At 44.7% G+C, this 19,642-nt stretch carries 13 protein-coding genes; 7 read left to right on the top strand and 6 right to left on the bottom strand.

The features are described from left to right. Window positions 1–21: 21 nt before the first annotated feature. The gene (locus H6F73_RS07290; protein ID WP_190758098.1) at window positions 22–972 is read left to right on the top strand and encodes an alpha-E domain-containing protein; all 951 of its coding nucleotides are present in this window, start codon (window positions 22–24) and stop codon (window positions 970–972) included. Between the two features lie 89 nt (window positions 973–1,061). Here the strand turns inward: H6F73_RS07290 and era are convergent, their stop codons facing one another. Then, window positions 1,062–1,997 carry a GTPase Era gene (gene era, locus H6F73_RS07285; RefSeq protein ID WP_190758361.1) on the bottom strand — a complete coding sequence of 312 codons (936 nt, stop codon included), beginning with the start codon at window positions 1,995–1,997 and terminating at the stop codon, window positions 1,062–1,064. A 346-nt stretch (window positions 1,998–2,343) separates the two neighbouring features. Further along, a complete protein-coding gene (locus tag H6F73_RS07280; RefSeq protein ID WP_190758097.1) occupies window positions 2,344–2,880 on the bottom strand; it encodes a dihydrofolate reductase family protein in 537 nt (178 codons plus the stop codon). Window positions 2,881–3,621: 741 nt separating this feature from the next. Between H6F73_RS07280 and H6F73_RS07275 the strand changes: the two genes are divergently transcribed. From H6F73_RS07275 to H6F73_RS07265, 3 genes are all read left to right on the top strand, one after another. After that, on the top strand, window positions 3,622–6,594 hold the full coding sequence (locus tag H6F73_RS07275; protein ID WP_190758096.1) for a PAS domain S-box protein: 2,973 nt from the start codon (window positions 3,622–3,624) through the stop codon (window positions 6,592–6,594). Window positions 6,595–6,610: 16 nt separating this feature from the next. Then, window positions 6,611–7,027: a response regulator gene (locus H6F73_RS07270; protein ID WP_347239485.1), complete on the top strand. Its 417-nt coding sequence runs from the start codon at window positions 6,611–6,613 to the stop codon at window positions 7,025–7,027. Between the two features lie 330 nt (window positions 7,028–7,357). Continuing rightward, window positions 7,358–9,688, top strand: a complete 2,331-nt coding sequence (locus H6F73_RS07265; RefSeq protein ID WP_190758095.1) for a GAF domain-containing protein — start codon at window positions 7,358–7,360, stop codon at window positions 9,686–9,688. 50 nt (window positions 9,689–9,738) lie between these two features. Here the strand turns inward: H6F73_RS07265 and H6F73_RS07260 are convergent, their stop codons facing one another. From H6F73_RS07260 to H6F73_RS07250, 3 genes are all read right to left on the bottom strand, one after another. Continuing rightward, on the bottom strand, window positions 9,739–12,300 hold the full coding sequence (locus tag H6F73_RS07260) for an ABC transporter substrate-binding protein (RefSeq protein ID WP_190758094.1): 2,562 nt from the start codon (window positions 12,298–12,300) through the stop codon (window positions 9,739–9,741). A 94-nt stretch (window positions 12,301–12,394) separates the two neighbouring features. Beyond that, complete coding sequence (locus tag H6F73_RS07255) at window positions 12,395–13,453, bottom strand: DUF1822 family protein (protein WP_190758093.1); 1,059 nt, start codon at window positions 13,451–13,453, stop codon at window positions 12,395–12,397. A 31-nt stretch (window positions 13,454–13,484) separates the two neighbouring features. Then, window positions 13,485–14,162, bottom strand: a complete 678-nt coding sequence (locus H6F73_RS07250; protein WP_190758092.1) for a sigma-70 family RNA polymerase sigma factor — start codon at window positions 14,160–14,162, stop codon at window positions 13,485–13,487. Window positions 14,163–14,585: 423 nt separating this feature from the next. Here H6F73_RS07250 and H6F73_RS26915 point away from each other — a divergent pair, with 423 nt between their 5' ends. Beyond that, complete coding sequence (locus tag H6F73_RS26915; protein ID WP_190758091.1) at window positions 14,586–15,644, top strand: DUF2207 domain-containing protein; 1,059 nt, start codon at window positions 14,586–14,588, stop codon at window positions 15,642–15,644. 155 nt (window positions 15,645–15,799) lie between these two features. Here the strand turns inward: H6F73_RS26915 and H6F73_RS07240 are convergent, their stop codons facing one another. After that, window positions 15,800–16,312, bottom strand: coding sequence for a hypothetical protein (locus tag H6F73_RS07240; protein WP_190758090.1), 513 nt, complete (start codon window positions 16,310–16,312; stop codon window positions 15,800–15,802). A gap of 419 nt (window positions 16,313–16,731) precedes the next feature. Here H6F73_RS07240 and H6F73_RS07235 point away from each other — a divergent pair, with 419 nt between their 5' ends. Then, window positions 16,732–18,651 carry a 3-oxoacyl-[acyl-carrier-protein] synthase III C-terminal domain-containing protein gene (locus H6F73_RS07235; protein WP_190758089.1) on the top strand — a complete coding sequence of 640 codons (1,920 nt, stop codon included), beginning with the start codon at window positions 16,732–16,734 and terminating at the stop codon, window positions 18,649–18,651. Next, complete coding sequence (locus H6F73_RS07230) at window positions 18,651–19,589, top strand: hypothetical protein (RefSeq protein ID WP_242072360.1); 939 nt, start codon at window positions 18,651–18,653, stop codon at window positions 19,587–19,589. The genes H6F73_RS07235 and H6F73_RS07230 overlap by 1 nt, the downstream gene beginning before the upstream one ends. Window positions 19,590–19,642 lie beyond the last annotated feature (53 nt).

Raw genomic sequence — 19,642 nt, 5'->3', positions numbered from 1 at the left:
AAATCGGAGGAAGTTTCGTAAATGTTGAGCCGCGTTGCTAATTCTATTTATTGGCTGACTCGCTATGTGGAGCGAGCCGAAAATATTGCCCGATTTATTGATGTGAATTTGAATTTACTTTTAGATTCTCCTGCCGGCACTACTCAGCAGTGGGAACCTTTAGTGATAACAACCGGGGATTTGCCTTTGTTTAAAGAACGTTACGGTGAGGCAACCGCAGAAAATGTGATTCAGTTTCTAACTTTTGATAGAAAATATTCTAATTCTATCCTTTCATGCCTCCAACTAGCCAGAGAAAATGCTCGCTCGATTCGAGAAATTATTTCCTCAGAAATGTGGGAACAAGTCAATGCCTTTTATCTAATGGTAAAAGAGGCCGATCCCGACCAATCTTTATCCGCTTTGCATGAGTTTTTTACGCAAGTCAAAATGGCAAGTCACCTATTTGCTGGTGTGATGGATGCCACGATGACCCATAATGAAGGGTGGAATTTTGGTCAGATGGGACGGCTTTTAGAGCGTGCAGATAAAATAACTCGCATCTTAGATGTGAAGTATTTTATTTTGCTGCCTTCAGCAAAAGACGTTGGCACAACCCTGGATGAAATTCAGTGGATCGCCTTACTTCGTTCTGCAAGTGCTTACGAAATGTATCGCAAATGTCAGCATCGAATTACCCCCACCGGCGTTGTAGAATTTTTGATTTTAGATCGAGATTTTCCGCGCTCAATTCGATTTTGCTTGTTGCGTTCAGAACGGGCGCTTCATAAAATTACGGGAACGCCGGGGGGAACGTGGAGAGATCCGGGAGAAAGAGCGTTAGGGCGCTTGCGTTCGGAGCTGGATTATCTGACGATTGATGAAATCATTCAAAAAGGGTTGCATGAATTTTTGAATGACTTACAAATCCAGCTAAATGGGGTGGGCAACCAAATTTTTAAAACGTTCTTTGCTTTGGAACCCATTCATTAAAATAAAAATGGGAGGTGCCGGTTTTAATTGAATGCTGATCTGCCCATACAGCTTTTTAAGAAGGAACAATTAATCCTCCATGAGTTATCTTATTCCTCAACCCGATAACCCAAGTCTGCTAGATGCTGGCGCGATTGTCGCCATTTGGGCTGCACTTTAACAAACAGCTCTAAATAGACTTTCCCATCAATTAACTTTTGCATTTGTTCACGGGCAGCACTGCCAATTTCTTTGAGCATACTGCCTCCTTTACCAATGAGAATTCCTTTTTGAGAATCGCGTTCGACGTGAATTGTGGCTAAAATGCGGGTAATTTTGGGCGTCTCTTCCACAATATCAATAACGACAGCGACTGAGTGGGGAACTTCTTCACGGGTGAGAAGCAAAATTTGCTCCCGGATCAGTTCGCCCATGATAAAGCGTTCGGGTTGATCGGTGACTAAGTCCGGGGGATAATAATAGGGACCGGCTTCTAAATGCTCGATGAGGAGTGTTTGCAGGGTGTCCAGTCCAGTGCCGGTGATAGCGGAGAATTTCACAATAGGCCATTCGTGACCGGCAATCAATTGCTGATAACTCTCATCCAACTGTTCAGACTCTGAGGGTTGCTGATCGATTTTGTTCAACCCCAGAATAACCGGCGTTTCAACATTGTTCAACAGTTCTGCAATGTAACGATCTCCGCCGCCGGCAGGGACGGAAGCATCTACAACAAACAAAATCACATCGACGGATCGGATGGCAATTTGGGCATTTTGCACCAGCACTTCCCCAAGCTGGTGGTGGGGTTTGTGGATACCTGGAGTATCGACGAAAATTAACTGAGCTTCTGGAGTCGTCAGGATGCCTCTGAGCCGGTTGCGGGTAGTTTGCGCGACAGGCGAAGTAATGGCAATTTTTTGCCCCACCAGATAATTCATCAGCGTAGATTTGCCGACATTCGGGCGTCCGATAATGCCGATGAAGCCGGATTTAAACCCGGCAGGTGGGGTAGGGATTGGCGTAATATCTGAGATATTCAGGATAAAATTCCTCGTGCGAGAGCGGCTCCAGTGCTATTTTATGCTAACTGCCGGCAAAGCGACTGAACCTCTTGCCAAAACCTTAAAAGTACCCGCTTAATCACATCCAACTGTTACCCTTATCTGCTATAAGCTGCCGGCACTGGTGAAACTTGAATGTGCTGTGCTCGCCATTCAAGTTTCACTTGCAAAATCTGTGATTAAAAAACCTAAAAAATCAACCTTTGCAAGAATGTACTTTATAGCCGAACAAGCTAGAGAATCTTAACAAATCTCAAACTTATACTTCCAAACGAGGAGATCGTACACCGGCTTATTCAGCAATTAACCGTCTTGCGCGGTATCCCTTTCAGACTGTGTCTGTAGGGTTTCTTTTCACGTCGTAAAATACTTGGAGCAATCCCGATTCAAAAGACTTAACCTCTTTCAACTCAAGTGCTGTCTCCAAGCTCGGATCTCGCACAATTAGTGGGATGCCATCTCCTAAAATTGTTGGGTGTATGGCAAGAATTAGTTCATCGACAAAACCGTGTTTCATGAAATAATGAATCGTCTCAGCTCCCCCAACTAACCAAATATCACCCCCACTTTGGTTAAGCAGCTTGTTGATGAAGCTTTTCAAATCGCCCCCCACAAATTCTACGTTATTATCTCTTTCACCGGCACGAGTTTTTGATAAAACAAACCCTTTCTTCCCTTTGTATGGGTATTCTCCAAAACTCAAGGCTTGCTGATACGTCTTATTCCCCATAATCAAGGTATCAATTTGGGCGAAAAAGTCTGTGTAACCGTAATCTTGATCGGTGAACAGCCAATCCACATTGCCTGAGGTTCTCGCAATGTATCCGTCAAGGCTAGAGGCAATAAACAACCGTATTTTTCGCATGGTTTCATTACAAAGGTTTCTGTTTCTGCCGGCCAGTAATGCTCTCAATTGTAATAAAGTTATCAAAAGATGTGAAATTAATTCCTTCTGTGTGGCCCAGCATCTTTTCTTGGTATGCCGCTATATTTTACAACATACAATAGTGAAAACTAATTTTTAACCATTAAGATTTATTGAGTTATTTTCATAAAACTTTTAATTTTTTATTGATATCTCAAAATAATTTAAAAGTTTTAAAAACGAGTAAAAATATTAACGACTTAAGTTAAAAACTATTGCCTGAAGTAATTATATGATTTTCAACCCGATAAGTAAATTTCAGGCAGAAACCCATGCGCCATAGATACAAGACGGGATTGCGCCGGCTCCGCAGATCAATGCGACAGCGTGCAACCCTCGATAATTGGCTTTTAGCATTTATCCAAGCCAAGTAAAGGATGGTAGCTGAGTACAAAAAACTGTTCCTGATATCTTGCTGGTTAAGAATGTGTTATCAGTAACTTAGTGTCTGTTGGCAAAATCAGCACAATCGGCACAAATGTGCGACTTACTGGCCATGCGCCTAGCACAAAATACCTTCAACCCTTGAAATACCAGTATCATTAATAATTAAGGGACTTTATTGCCATAAATTTAAGACCGGCTTAAACAATCAATGCGCTCAAGTTAGGTTGTGCACCATAAAAGTAGAGACTTTTGAGCCTGTACAATACAACATTACCCAACGGGGAGTAATCATCCATGAAAGCCTTCGCGCCCAAACACTGGCGCTCCCGATGGTTTGATTTACAGGTGCGCCGGCAAGGAACACTGATTATTGCCATTCCGGTCACCTGCCTGGTTAGCTCACTCATTGCAATCGCCTGCTTGCGCGAGATTGTTTCTAATGGGCGAGAGCAAGAAAACCACAGCAACCGAGTTGTGAGGGAAGTCAATCGCGCACTCACAAATGTTGTGAATGCTGAAACCGGCATTCGGGGTTACGCCCTTACCAAGCGTCCTGAATTTCTAGAACCCTATCAAGCGGCCAAGAGCAATTTGCCAGACTCGCTGGAAAAACTCAGCATTTTGGTTCAAAACAATCCGGACCAAGAGCAGCAAATCCAACAAATTCAACAAAGCGCTCAAGAAAGAATGAGCAGCTTTGACCGAACGGTGGGACTGATCAATCGTTCGGGCAAGACAAACAGCACATCGCCAGAACTGAGTAACCAGCTGGTTGAAGGCAAATTAAAAATGGATGCCTTGCGCCGGCAGATTGCTCAGTTTAGCACTCAAGAGGAAAGCCGATTACGTGCCCTCAATCAGTACGTAGTGCGGATGCGAGATTTAACCACCGGCTTTCAGTGGTTCGCTTTATTGTTTGGCTTAGTCGGTGCCGGGACAGCTTGGCAGTTGTTTGATCGTTTAGATCGCCAGCTCAAGAAGCGGGAAGCCAGTTTGCGAGAAAGTAAAATTCGCATTCAAGCGGTTGTAGATAACGCGCCAGATGGAATTATAACCCTCGATGAGCGAGGCAATATTGAGTCTTTCAACCCTGCCGCAGAGCGGATCTTTGGCTATAAAGCGGTACAAGTCACAGGGATGAACATCAGGCAGCTGATCACGGAACCTGTTCGTGAAGGGACGAGCAGTGACTCACTTAACTACTTTTTGACCACCCCAACTACTAAAATCAGCAGCTGCCAGCGAGAAACCACCGGACGGCGCAAGGACGGCATCACCTTCCCAATGGATTTGGCCATCAGCGAAATGCACCTCGCCACAGAGCGCCTGTTCATCGCGATTTGCCGCGATATTACTGAGCGCCAGCAAGCCGATGAAACCGTGCGAAACCAAGCACAACTGCTCGATTTAGCCAATGACAGCATCATCATCCGCGACTTGAACGATAACATTACCTACTGGAATCAAGGTGCTAGACATCTGTACGGATGGAAAAACAAAGAAATACTCGGCCAGCAGATTCACACGCTTTTAAAAACAAAATTTCCCCAACCCCTAGAGGCAATCAAACAAGCCTTGCTCAATCAAGGCCGGTGGGAAGGACAGCTCGAACACACCAAACGCGATGGGACAAAAGTGACCGTTTCCAGTCGGTGGACGCTACAGCGAGATGAAGAAGGGCAGCCGACAGCCATCTTAGAAATTAACAACGACATCACAGAACGCCAGCGTTGGGTGCAAGCGCTGCGGGACTCACAGCAAATGTTGCAGCTGGTGATGGACAACATCCCGCAGTTTATCTTTTGGAAAGATCGCAATTCAGTTTACCTGGGCTGCAATGACAACGTTGCGTGGCTGTTGGGTTTAAAGAATCGCGCAGATATCATCGGGCTTACTGACTACGATATGCCCATCAGCCGAGAGGAAGCAGAACGCTATTATGCAATTGACCGGCAGGTGATGGAAACCAACACCCCCATGTATCACATGGTTGAGCCTTTATTTTTAGAGATGCCAGATCGCAAAACGATTTGGGTCGATGCGAATAAAATTCCCCTAACCGATGGAGCCGGCAATGTAGTGGGAATTTTAGGAACGTTTGAGGATATCACAGAGCGGATGCACTCAGAAGCGGCTTTAGCGGAGAGTGAACAGCGCTTCCGCGCCACCTTCGAGCAGGCAGCAGTGGGGATGGCCCAAACCACCCTAGAGGGCCGGTTGATTATGGTAAATCAAAAGCTCTGTGAAATTGTGGGCTACACCCGCGAAGAACTTCTGCAAATGAAGTTTCAAGACTTTACCCACCCAGAAGACCTCAAAACAGAGCTAGAGTCCTTGCATCAACTGTTAGCGCGTAACCTTGAAACTTACGCGATCGAGAAGCGTTACATCTGTAAAGATGGGATGCCGGTGTGGGTCAATCTCAGTGTCTCGCTTTTGCGCGATCCGGGGGGCAACCAAACGCTGATGGGAGTTGTTGAAGACATTACGTTTCGCAAGCAGGCGGAGGAAGCGCTGCAAGGGCGAGCAGAAGAACTTTCGCGCACCACAGCGATTTTGGCCAAAACCACAGCAAATTTAAAGAAACGTAACCAAGAACTCGACCAGTTTGCTTATGTTGTCTCCCACGATTTGAAAGCACCGCTGCGGGCGATCGCTAACCTCAGCAGCTGGATAGAAGAAGACCTCGAAGATCTGTTAACCGAGGATACCCAGCATCAAATGAACCTGCTGCGCGGGCGTGTCCACCGCATGGAAGCCCTAATTGAGGCGCTGTTGCAGTATTCTCGTGTTGGGCGCGTGAAAAGTGCCTTAGAAACTGTAAGCGTTGCTAGCTTGCTAGAAGATATCCTGGATTCTCTGGCACCACCGGCATCGTTCACAATTGAGGTTGAACCCGAAATGCCGGCATTGGTTACAGAACGGTTGCTCTTAGAGCAAGTTTTTGCCAATTTAATCAGCAATGCCATTAAACATAACCATAGGCAAGCCGGTCATGTGAAAATATCAGTAAAAGACCTCGGAGACTTTTACGAGTTTGCTGTGGCTGATGACGGCCCTGGCATTGCCCCTGAATATCATGAAAAAGTGTTTGTGATCTTTCAGACTTTGGAAGCTCGCGATAAGGTCGAGAACACCGGCATCGGTCTGTCGCTTGTTAAAAAAACTGTAGAAACCCAGGGGGGAACCATTAAGCTGACATCCCAGGCAGGTCAAGGCTCTACTTTTAGCTTTACCTGGCCAAAGCAACCAATTGCACACCACTAAAATGATGGAACAAACGATGATTCATCTCCTGCTTGTTGAGGACGATGAGGTTGATGTGATGAATGTCCGACGAGCTTTCAAAAGAAACAACATCACGAATCCTCTTTACGTTGCAAATAATGGTTTAGAGGCTTTGTTGATGTTACGCGGAAACGGGGAAGCGCCGGTAGTTCCCCCTCAGCGCCGCCTCATTTTGCTCGATATCAATATGCCAAAAATGAATGGAATTGAGTTTTTACGGGAATTGCGTGCGGACACTTCCCTAAAAGCAATCCCAGTAATTGTACTGACGACCTCGAATGAAGATAAAGATAAGGTGGAAGCTTATCACTTAAATGTTGCGGGATACATTCTCAAACCCGTAACATTCTCTAGTTTTGTTGATGCGATTGCGACGCTTAACAAATATTGGACGCTGAGTGAAATCCCGTAGCAACAGTCAGCAATTTTTTATGGCTGGATACTGAATTGTGTCACGTGATCTCAATAGACTGAGTGGGGCGATGTGGCGCAAGCGCAACACCCACTCATCCTGAACCTCGGCACTCAGCCTGTCTGCATAAAACAGTTTTATAATTTTCAGTTCATTTCTGAGTTTATTTAATTTTTTACACTGAAGTTTTAACTTTTTCGTTGTCGTGAATCCCAACTTTCCAAACAGGAATTGCTGATCTTTGCCCATATTAAATCCCCCTTGGGAGGGATGGCACCGCAGGGGCACTACCCATTAAATCGAAGGAAGCACAGCTGAAAGCGGATGGTCATGGAAGAGACTTTTGAAATCCTAGTGGTCGATGATGATGAAGTGGATCGCATGGCAGTCTGCCGAGCGCTGAAAGCGGCGGGTTTGGCGGTGGAAGTGTCGGAAGCCGCTGATTGTGCAGGGGCGATCGCTGCTTTGAAACTACAATCTTTTGATTGCGTGTTGGTTGACTACTGTCTGCCAGATGCGGATGGCATCGCTCTGGTGCAAGCGGTGCGTGAGGCCGGCATCAAAGTTGCCCTCATCGCCCTCACAGGTCAGGAAGACGCGCAAGTTGCCGTTGAGCTAATGAAAGCTGGGGCGTCTGACTATCTTTCTAAGGGGAAGCTCTCACCAGAGATTTTATCTAGCCGGCTGCACAATGTCATTCGCATTCACCGCGCTGAAATCCAAGCAGCCGAGGCAACTGAAAAGCTCAAGGAAAGTGAAGAGCGCTACCGGCTAGTTTTGGAAGGCTCTAATGATGGCATTTGGGATTGGGATATTTCTAATAATAAGCTTTATTCTAATGAGCGATTTTTTGAGATTCTAGGTGTTCCTAAAACTGAATTTTATTACGGGAGTTTAGAATATTTTTACGAACGTATTCATGTAGAAGATCAAATTAAAATCAAAGATGCAATTGTCTCCCATTTAGAATTAGGTGGGGATTGCAATGTAGAGTTTAGAATTCGCCACTCAAACGGGAAATACCGCTATTGCTCTTGTCGGGGAAAAGCTCAGCGAAATGAGCGGGGAATGGCGGTGCGAGTCGCCGGCATTATTAGTGATATCACAGAGCGCAAGCAAGCGGAAAAAGAGTTACTAAAGCAGCACCAACGGTCGCAATTATTCGCAGAATTGACGCTTAAAATCCGCCAGTCTTTGCAAATTGAAGAAATTCTTCAAACCACCGTTAATGAAATCCTGCAACTGCTGGGAACTGACCGGGTAGTAATTTACCGAATATGGCAAGATGGTTCGGGAACGGTGGTGACAGAAGCCGTGCTTCCCGGCATTAAAGCAATTGTGGAAAAGAATATCACAGACCCTTGCTTTCGAGAGTCATACATCGAGCGATACCGGGGGGGGCGAATTAGTGCGATCACTGACGTGGCACAGGCGAATCTGCAACCTTGCCATGCAGAATTGTTACACCGGCTTGATGTGAAAGCGAACTTGGTGGTGCCAATTTTGCAAAGGGAGGAATTGTGGGGCTTGTTAATCGCCCATCAGTGCGCCACTGCACGCGAGTGGACGAGCTTTGAGATTGAGCTTTTGCAACAATTAGCCGATCAAGTCAGCATTGCGCTGGCTCAAGCTCAACTTTTAGAGAGAGAAACTCGCGCCTCCCAGCAACTCGCTGAGCAAAATGTCACTTTAGAGCAAGCATTAAAGGATCTCCAACAAGCACAAGCTCAGCTTATTCAAGCAGAAAAAATGTCTGGTTTGGGACAGTTGGTTGCCGGCATCGCGCATGAAATTAACAACCCAGTCACGTTTATTTACGGCAATATTACGCCGGCACAGCAATATATTCAAGATTTATTAGATTTGCTGCACTTGTATCAGCAACACTATCCTGAGCCGGTGCCGGCAATTAAAGTGGCTACAGAAGAACTTGATATCGAGTTTTTAATCTCAGATTTAATTAAGGTGCTATCTTCGATGAAAGTCGGCGCTGAACGTATCCGCCAAATTGTGTTGTCCTTACGGAACTTCTCCCGGCTAGACGAAGCGAAAATGAAGCCGGTTAATATTCATGAAGGACTCGATAATACCTTGCTGCTGTTGCAACACCGGCTGGAAACAAAGACGGGTTCTGATAATATTGAGATTATTAAAGAATATGGCAACTTGCCGCCGGTTGAATGTCATGCCGGCCAGCTTAACCAAGTGTTTATGAATATCCTCAGCAATGCAATTGAGGCGCTGGAGGAAGCAGAGAAGCACGATGCCTCTGAGGGAAATGGAAATCATCACTCTAAATCTGCCGTGCCTTGTATTCGCATTCGCACAGAAGCAGCCGGTTCTGAGTTTGTTACTATCTCAATTTCTGACAATGGTCCCGGTATGACGGAAGAAGTATGCCGGCGACTTTTTGATCCGTTTTTTACCACAAAGCCGGTGGGTAAAGGCACGGGGTTAGGGTTAGCGATCAGTTACCAAATTGTGGTGGACAAACACGGGGGTGAACTGCAATGTATTTCAACCCCCGGAGAAGGTGCGACGTTTGTGATTAAAATTCCGATTCAGCAAGATTCATCGGCACGCAACATTCAAGGGGAGAGTTGTCCTTTGCTATTACAGGCTCACAGAAGGGCGGTTGAAGTTTTGAAGCCGAACAGTTGAAGTAAATAAGACTTAACAACGCTCTGTAAGCATCAGACTATCAAAAGCAGCTATTCCAGCCGAGGAACCCCATACTGAAAATTCCCACTGGAATTGGGTTGAACTTGAACTAAGACTCCGATATTGGAAGAGTGCTTGCGATCACCGGATGGCTCAAATTCTACGTTTCCCATCGCGCCGATTGCCGAAAAATCAGAGCTTGAAAGTACCTGTCTCAACCTCTGGCGATCAGGACTTCCGTTAATCCTCCTTAACCCTTCAGCCATTGCTTGGGTGGCATCGTATGCCATAACCGTCCGCCAGCTTGCAGCTTCCTTCCAAAAGTCTTCAGTTTTCCGGGCAAATTCAGAGCTAGGCTCATGCCAGGGAACTTCCATCACCATTTTGCCCTTTTCAGCTTTCTCCCCAGAATCTTTGAGCATTCTTGCGTTGTAGATATCACCGCCACTCAATAGCTTTAGTGAGCCATTGTTGCTATTGATCACAAGAAATGCCTTTTCCAAGGAATCTTTCGTGCCGGGAACTAGCAGCAGTACCTCTGCTTGGTTTTGTTTGGCTAGATTCACGCAGTCGTCTGCGCTGAAGTGTCCTTGAGATAGATCGCACTCAGCAACAAATTTCTGCGAAGGAAGCCGTTTTCGGAACTCGTTCTTGAGAGACTCGCTATAAGTGCTGTTCCGGTGATAGGCAACAGCAGCTCTGGTAGCGTTGAGTTCGTTCAACATATACTTAACTAGGTTTTGGGCTGAGATTGCGTCACTGGGAATTGTGCGAAAAACCCACTCACTGAAATTAGATAGATTGACAGCCGTACTGGTGGGAGAAATTACAACGAGTCTTTTTGCGTCATACACGTCTCCTGCTTTCAGGGTGCTGTCGCTAGAATAATGACCGATCACCCCTAAGATATCCAGAGTGTCCGCGAGTTTTTCGGCTACTTGTTCGGCAATTTTAGGATTATCTTCGTCATTAGCAATTGCGATCTCCAACAATTTCCCGTGAATGCCGCCACTGCAATTCAGGTTCATTTGAGCCTTTTCAATTGCACGCGAAATTTCTTCAAGGCCACAATTCAATTCACTCTGAGCCTGGGCAACCCCACGCAGAACTTCTTCCGCAACATTAGACTCCCTGCCAATTGGAACGCTGACTGCAATTTTCAGCTTTTCACCCGTATTAAGCGCTGCCTTCTGTTTAGCGAGCGCATTGTTTAGGTAAATCAGAGTTTCTGGGTCGTTTCTGTTTTTCCGAAGAGAGCTTAAGAAGTATGTGATGGCATCATCAAATTTTTCATTAGAAAAAGCTTTTATTCCCTTTTCTTTGTCTGGATTATTTTTTTGAGTAATCAGCAGTTTTTCGCCTAAACTGATCCGAGCAATCTCTGGCTGTGGTTCAGTATGGGAAGGTGGGAAAAGGTAAGGAAATATTCGAGAACCTATCGTAACTGTGATCGCAGTTGCCATCGTCCCTCCTAATAAAACCGCCACCTTGTTGTTTAGCCAAAGCCGGCAAATTTTATTTTGGAGTCGAGTCATAGGAGATTGAGGCCAAATTGGCGACTTTTCTGCGGGATTCTGGTAGATAACGGGCAGCCAAGAAGCCAGGGGAAATTCCTCTTCTAATCCCTGCAATTTCTCCCGCGCTTCTCGCACTGCCTGATGAAACGATTCTCCGGCGGAGAAATAGTGCAAGAAGTACCGTAAAAATTTCTGCGCGACGCGATCTGGAACAGGTTCTCGCATGACGATGACCTGGGGAATGTTTAAATCTACCAGCTCCTTTGCCAAACCGACTCCATCACAAGAGTTAAAGATTGCCAGCTTCAAGCCATTTTCAATTGCTTTTTTTAAGGCATTTCTCAATTTATCCAGGGATGGACTTTCAGCGTCGTTGAGCTGAATTTCTCCGCCTTTTCCTTCTTCATAACTGGAACTGTGGCCGGCAAAAAACAGAATGTCCCAAGGGAGATCCCACAAATACTCGTTCAGTTCTTCTCGTTTGGGTTCGTCTAGGAAACAAACTTTGGTTCCGGGTAATGCTTTTAAAAGCTTGCGATCTTCGCTGATATCAATGCCTTCGCTACTGCCTAAAATCGCCAGGATTTTAACAGGGGTTTTCAGCGGGGGGCTATGGGGAGCATACCGCGCACTAATGGAAAATTCCGCATGGGGAAGACGCTCAAATAAATCCCACAAATGCCAAGGAAGCTTCCGTAGCAGTTCATTCTCTGTTTGGAAGATAATCCGCGCCGGTTCTTTTTTTTCAACTTCTTCTCGTACATGACTCCGTAAATCTTTAAAAGATGAATTTTTTCCGTTGAACCACTCTATGCAATAATCTTCTAAATCTTCAGCAGCGTCTTCACACTCTTTTTTTGTAGAAAAATTGGTCTTTTGGGCAGGAGGGATTTTAATGACTCTTCGCATTGACTCTAAGCCATAATATTTCTGCTGCCACTGCCGATAAATTTCGGGAAGTTCGGGAGCTGGCGGCAGTTTTTCATCTCTATACTCTTTGTAGGGAAGCTTACCCTCTTCACAAATCTCGATAGTAACTGGGAAACCTTGTTCAAAATCACCTTTGCCAATCTTGAATATAACCAGTTTGCTCATGATGGGTTAGGGGGGTTAGGGAATTAGGAAGGGGAAATCTAGGATGAGTAAATAGCAATGAGTTAACACCAACATCAAACAATTGTCAAGATTTTTAGATTATAAAATGCTCTGTGATGCTAATGCCGTCTAGAGCAACTTTGACACTAAATCGATCTCCAGGATCGGCGGTAAACTTAAACTGAATGTAGTTATCTTGTTCTCTGGCTTGAACTTCAAAAAAAGAAGTGCCGGCTTCATCGAGTCCAATCAGTTGTAAAGCTGCCGGTAGATAGCTTTGACTTGCCATCGGATACACTCGTAAGACAATTGCCAAACTGCGATCCGGCTTGGGTAAAACGCCAACCATTAGGGCAACCGCACGCGCCGCCAACTGAAAGCCTAGATCGGCTACTTTTCTCACTCCACTTGCAGGATTGTTTGGATCAATTTCCCATAGGAGTTCCGCAGCTTCCCAGCGAATTTCTTCATCCTCGGTTGTTTGCACAATTTCGATTAACTCTTCTTTGGTTTTGCCGCGCAATTTTAAAGTTCTGCAGCGAAATGCCGAAGCTAGGCTGACTTCTTTTAACTCGAACCGTTTATCAATCGTCTGCCAACCCGTTTCAAAAGTACCCGCTAGCCAATTTCTCAAATTCACGAGTTGGAATGATGATTCTTTAGGGACTTGAGAAAATTCTGAGAGGTAGCGAGGGAAGTCGGAAAGCGAGTGCAACTCACGCAACGGTATGATTCCTTGTTTCTCTGCTACGCTTGGGGCAAATCCAAGCAGGATAGCTTGTTTAAGCGATTGATTTAGCTGCACGGCTACATAGCCAATTCGGTCATTCCAAGCCTCCGCCGGCACTTGAAGAACTTCGGCATTTGGCAAAACTGGACGACACTCTAATTTTCCTAACCGTTTGACATTCAAATCTGCCACATCCATAAATTTCTGCATTAATGGATTGTGACTGTCGCTCGTTTCTCCATCCGTTTCATATCCCATGCACTGACAGTAAAAATCTACTGCATATATTGCCAAGGCGTTGAGATAAACTTGTTTAGATTTCTGAGGTTGTGCGTGCTGCCGGCAATGTTGTTCGGCAAGTAAATGAGCCTCAAAAGATAGCGATACTGTAAATGTTAAGGAACTTTCAGTTGTCCGATTCATTGTTTATGCTTCCGCCTGTTCAATCTAAACTTCACTGTAAATACTTCTGGAAATAAGGCATTAATTTGTGCAATCGCCGATGAAAAAAACTACAAAGCGTCTGAATTGACAGATCGTTCAATTCAATAGAAATTTCTTCCCAGGTTTTTTCTAGGGCAAATCTAGCGAGCGCGATATATTGAAAAGTTGCTTGAGGATACCCTCGAATATGCTCAGTTTTTAAAAGATTTTCTGGATCTTCTTCAAGAAATTGCCGCAGCATCTCAGATTCAGATACTATTTTTTCTGCCGGCGGTAATTCTCTTGAAACTAAGTGGTCTAGATCGTCTAGGGAAATTACGATTTTTTCTTGTCTTCCCTGATTGGAGTACCATGCCTTGATAACATCTTGGAAGCGCTTGCCCAGCAAATAATTAAACCATGCCATTACGGCATATTCTGGATTATAGCGATCAATTTTTTGACAAATCTCAAGAAATGTTTTCTGGAGAGCTTCGTTATAAAGGTCTTCATAAAGATTCGGTGGCCATAACCCGCTTTGGGGATGGCTAAGGCTGCTGGCTTGCAAAATTTTATTAACCAGTTTATTTAAAACGAGTTGTCTTTGAGGACTTAAAGGTGGATGCTGTTTAGCTGCGATTGCTAGCTGTTGAAGTCGCTCATCGAACTCTTTGCCGGCTAGAACGTTTTCTCTCCATTCCTTATCCATTTGCCCCTGACAAAACGCTAATTGTATAAAACTTATCGGCTATTTGCAAATAATATAGGTTGAGTCAGCATAATCTGACTAGAGGGGAAAACTCTCCGCTTCCCTTTTGCTGATCAAGCCGATTTGACAACTAACAGAAGTAGAACTCCCGATGGTGAAGCTCTACTTGTCTTTCTGGCTCAGTCCTAAAATTTTATGCAAAACGCTGAATAAAGCAACAAAACTTTACATTCAGCCGGTGAGCCAGAAAAAAGTTACAGAATTTGCGTAAAACCTTTTGGCTTTTTGCGAAGTAAGTATCTGCTCAGCCGGCGAACCCGAAAAAAGTTATGAATTTTGCATAAAACCTTCTGGCTTTTTGTGAATGAATTGTAGCATTCATTCTGAACTGCATTGGTAGTTCGTAGATATGGAGTTACAGTCATGAAAAATTATCGATTAATTAAACGACTCTTTTTGCCATTAGTTAGTGTATTGGTTGCAGGTTTGATAGGAATTGCCCATGCCACTGCACAAGATACGCCGTTTTACTGGCAGTTTATCAACGTCAATATCGATGTCCAAAATAACGGAGATATGTTAGTCACAGAAACACAAAAATATGTTTTCAAAACTGCCTATACAACCGAAAGATATCGTTATATACCGCTAGATAGAGTTGATGAAGTCAGAGATATAAGTGTTGAAGAGAACGGCAAAACCCTTCTCAGTCAAACCGGCAAAGAGAATAACAAGCTTTGGATTCGCTGGCAGCATGAATTAAATCCCCCTGAAACCCATACATTCGTGGTGAAATATCGGGTCGTTGGTGGATTGCAGGTTGATAGTCAGAATACTCTAGTTTATTGGAAAGCAATTTTTGCTGATCGCAAAGCTCCTGTCCAGACTGCGACAGTTAAGGTAAAGTTACCTGAGTCTCTCTCAGGAAAGGTTCACTATTTCAGGAGTTTTGGGGTGCCGGCAATCACTCGTGAAATAAATCCCAGAACGTTTGAGTTTTTTGCGGCTCAGCCACTTTTGCCCGGACAAGAGTTAGAAGTTAAAATCGCATTTCCCACAAAGATTCTTAACCTTTCTAAATCTCGCTGGCAACAAGGTAACTTCTTAGGAAGTCTTGTGGCATTTTCCTTCACCTATTGGTTCTTGACAGTTCCCTTTATAGTTTTAGTTGTTGGAGCTTGGGCCAGTAACCTTCGCGAGAGTCTTTGCCCTCAATGTAAAGCATTCACGTTAAAACGCACTAGCGAACTTTTATTTTATCCAACCAGAAACTTAGCTGGACGACGACGAGTTACAAACCACTGCCAAAACTGCTCTTACCATAGCGAGTATCACCAGACGATTTCGCAACCCTCAGAAAGCTACGGTAGCTATGGTAACTATGGTGGCTATGGTGGCGACGCTGGTGGCGGCGGCGGCGGTGGCGGTGGCGGTGGCGGTGGCGGCGGCGGCGGTGGCGGCGGTGGTGGCGGTGGCGGTTAACTTACTTTGTTGCCACTCCGGATAAGTCGAGGTAATGCCGGCTTCACATCATGCAGAAGACATATCAGTTTGCTGCCTGAAAAATGTATCCTACAGCCGGCTATGTTTAAAAATTATTAGGGTTTAAATTATTTGTAATCAGTGAATTTTTGTGTTTACGAATCCCAAGCACCGGCATTGTGAATACCATACTCTTGCCGCAGAGAATTTAACTCTCGCTCCATCACGGTATTCGCATCAATATAAGCATCAATCTTTTTACTAACTGTGCCGCCTTGGGCAACGCCTTGCCAGTAAAATTGCCAGACTTGCCGGGGATTGTAATAAGTAGAACCCCAAGATTTCCCGCGCACCGACTGCCAAAGCAATTCTAGAAATACAAGAAAACTCTGAGCGTAATAATACCAGGGTCTGCGCCAAGTCAGGGCGCTGAGCAAAAAGCCTATTAGCCGCAATTCTTGATCTAAATCGGTGTTGTAGCCGGTGACAACGTGCATAATATCATGACGCTGCAAGTCACGCCAAGGAATGCGAATCCGTCCCACCCAAAGGTCTTGATTTTGGACAAAATTAGGATTAGCTCGGTAATATTTTTCTAAACCCTGGCGCAGTGTTAAGCTTTCCGGGTTGCCGGTTGTATGGGTATCAGGGATAACAGTTACACTCATCAGGCGACAATTTTTTATTATTTTTACTTTGCCGATTCTGCCTGGAGACTGTGTCAAAGCTAAAGACCCTATGACAGTTTTTTAATTGTCCTGTAAAGGTGTAACTTTTAGCCCTATTTCTCAATTTTTATTAAAAAGCTTGTTTCTCAATCAAACTCAGGTTTCTGCTCTGATTTTAGCAGATTTCTCAATAGCCGGTTAAGCAATTTGTTACTTTGTCTAACGGGTGCCAGTTGGAAAAACTGCCACATGATTTTAAATTTTAACGGCTTAGCTCTCTACATTCAAATCATGTTCACTGGGTTATTTATCAGCGATTAAAGCTATAACTCCGGAATTTTAGCATTTCCAATCGCTGGAAAATATTTAACTCAGATGATTTCCTAAAAACTGCTTTACCTTTACCCAAATAATTTACTATGTACAGTGCTTACATCAACAGCATCGGTAAATTTTTACCTGGAAATCCAGTTAGTAATGACCAAATGGAAGACTATCTGGGTAAAGTTGGGGGACGCCCTTCTAAGGTTAAAAACCGCATTCTCAAAAGCAATGGCATCCAGCAGCGCCATTACGCACTTGATAGCCAGCAAAATACCACCTATCTAAACAGTCAAATGGCTGCTTATGCGGTGCGAGATGCCCTTTCTCAAATCGATCTAGAACCGGCAGCAATTGATTTACTGGCTTGTGGCACAAGTTGGCCAGATTTATTGGTGCCGGGATTTGCAAGCATGGTACACGGAGAATTACCTGAATTTTCTCCTTTGGAAACGCTTTCTAGCCAAGGGGTGTGCTGTGCCGGCGTGGCTGCTTTAAAATATGCCACTTCTCAAGTTCAGTTAGGGACAAAACGGGCAGCTTTTGCTGTGGCGTCTGAATTAGCGTCTCGCTTGTTTAAACACACTAATTTTGAAGCGGAAGAGGCAATTAAATCAGGACAGCCGCTTTCATTTGATACCGAGTTTTTGCGTTGGATGCTTTCGGATGGTGCCGGGGCGGTTTTGATACAAAATCATCCTAATGCAACAGGAATTAGTTTAAAAATTGAGTGGATTGAATTAATTTCTCACGCCAATGCTTACCCAGTTTGTATGTATGCCGGCGTGGAAGATGCCACTGCTAAAAAAAGTTGGATGGATTATCCGTCTTATGTAGCAGCAGCAACAGCAGGGGCGATCAACTTACGGCAGAATATTCGCTTACTCGATAAGGTCATTAAATTAGGCGTTGAAGGTTGGCTGAAGTTAATAGAATTAGGCCGTGTTCGTCCTGAAGACATTGACTGGTTACTCTGCCATTACTCTTCGCATTTCTTCCGGGGTCAAATTGTTGAATTGCTTGAAAAAGCCGGCTGCATGATTCCCGAAGAAAAATGGTTTACAAATCTCTACACACGAGGCAACACCGGCTGTGCTTCTATTTACTTAATGCTGGAAGAACTTTTCCATTCTGGCAAGTTGCAAGCCGGTCAAAAAATCTTCTGCTTTGTGCCAGAAAGTGGGCGATTTACAACGGCTTATATGATGTTAAGTGTGGTTGACGCGTCTTCAGGGGTGGGAGTTGCGCCTGTGACATCACAAGCGGCATCGACTGCCCTTTTTGCAGGCGGCAAGGGAGAATCAGATATGTCTGCCAATTTCTCTGAAACTACCCCATTAGAGAGCATCAAACTCGGAAATGAAGAATCCCCGCAAGCTTATTTGTTGCGTGAGTTAGCCCAGGTTTGGTTGGGATTTGAGCGTCAAATTCGTTCGGTGCCGGTGGTGCGAAAATTGCATCGAGGTGAATTCACCATCGAAGACTATAAAGCACTGTTGCGAAACCTGCGTCCTCAAGTCGTGGAAGGCGCACGATGGATTGCTCGTGCCGCTTCAAATATGATAGATTTCCGCTTACGTTCCACCTTCATTGGTCATGCACAGGACGAGCATCGTGACTATCAAATGCTTGAACGCAATTATGTCTCTGTGGGAGGTGCCTTAGACGAAATTGTGAACGCTGAGAAAAACATCGGAAGTGAAGCGCTTTCTGCATTCATTTTCCATCAGGCATCGCGAGACAACCCGGTAGATTTAATCGGGAGTATGTTTATTATCGAAGGTTTGGGAAATCAGCTTGCCGGCCAATGGGCTGTCCAGATTAAACAAACTTTGGGATTGCGAGATGAGCAAGTTTCTTTCTTAGCTTATCACGGCACGAATGATGAATTGCATATTGGTAAACTGGAAGCTTTAATCAATGCAGAATGGATGACGGAAGAGATTGCCCGTCGCATTGTGAAAACGGCTCAAGTAACGGCTCGTTTGTACTTGCTGCAACTAGAGGAAATCCGCTAATGGAAAATTTGAATTATGAGGCGGTTGTGAGTCAACAAAATGCCGAACTCACAACCACTGCACAAGCAACAGAAATTTACACCCCTAAACCCCGTGATCGCAGAAATCCTAATACTTGGGACACGCTTTATTTAGATGGCGCAATTCCGGTGAATCCTGTAGCAAAAGCTTACATGATTCAGGATTTGCAAAGCTGGACTCGCAACTATTTGCTAATTCCGATTAAGTTATTAGCAAATGTGATGCTGGCGGTAATTATGACGGTTAAGCGATTGCTGCCGTTTCAATTTAACGCTTACGGGTTGATGCACAAATCCGCAGCGTTTTTCCTCAACAATTTTGTCTCACCGGCAGCGTGTTATCTAATTGTGCGACACATCTGTATCGGCTCTAATATTATCAATTTTCTCATTGATAATGGCCCTGATCCAACGCTGGAAAAATCAAGCCTTTATCCTCGCAATGTTGACGATTTGGCAGACAGTGCCTTTCTAGAACATGACCTGATTCTCTACAATTTTGTTTTAGATTATAATGAGGCGGAGCGAGTGAACCCCCAGTGGCTTCAGCAAGTCAAACAACGGGGCATTAACTACGACAGCATTGAGCCGGTGACTGTAGAAATTGACTTTCAGAGCCGGCGCTGGCTAAGGATTCTCGATTTAGAATCTGCCATTGAGTTGTTTAAAGTGTTTTACTCGCTGTGTTTAACCAGCGATGAATTTGCCAGAGCAGTTTTGTCGCTCCAGCTAGATGAAAATATCGGGGTTTACATTGGCAGGCTCACAGACGATTATGACTGGCATCATGTCATTGCAAATCGTCATCCCCTTGCCCCTAACAGTCCTTTTAATGCGGCTCGTGACTTATTTTTGCACGGCATCATCAGTGAATATCTCTACCGCTACTTAGAGCTTCGCAAACAGCTAAGTTCTTAGGCAGTTAAAGTGCCGGTTGATGAGGAATTTATATTGATCGGCTTGGTAAGCAA

The sequence above is a fragment of the Microcoleus sp. FACHB-68 genome (genome assembly GCF_014695715.1).
GTDB lineage: Bacteria > Cyanobacteriota > Cyanobacteriia > Cyanobacteriales > Oscillatoriaceae > FACHB-68.
The sequence above is the reverse complement of the archived record's forward strand: the minus strand, read 5'-3'. Positions and strand labels throughout refer to the sequence as shown.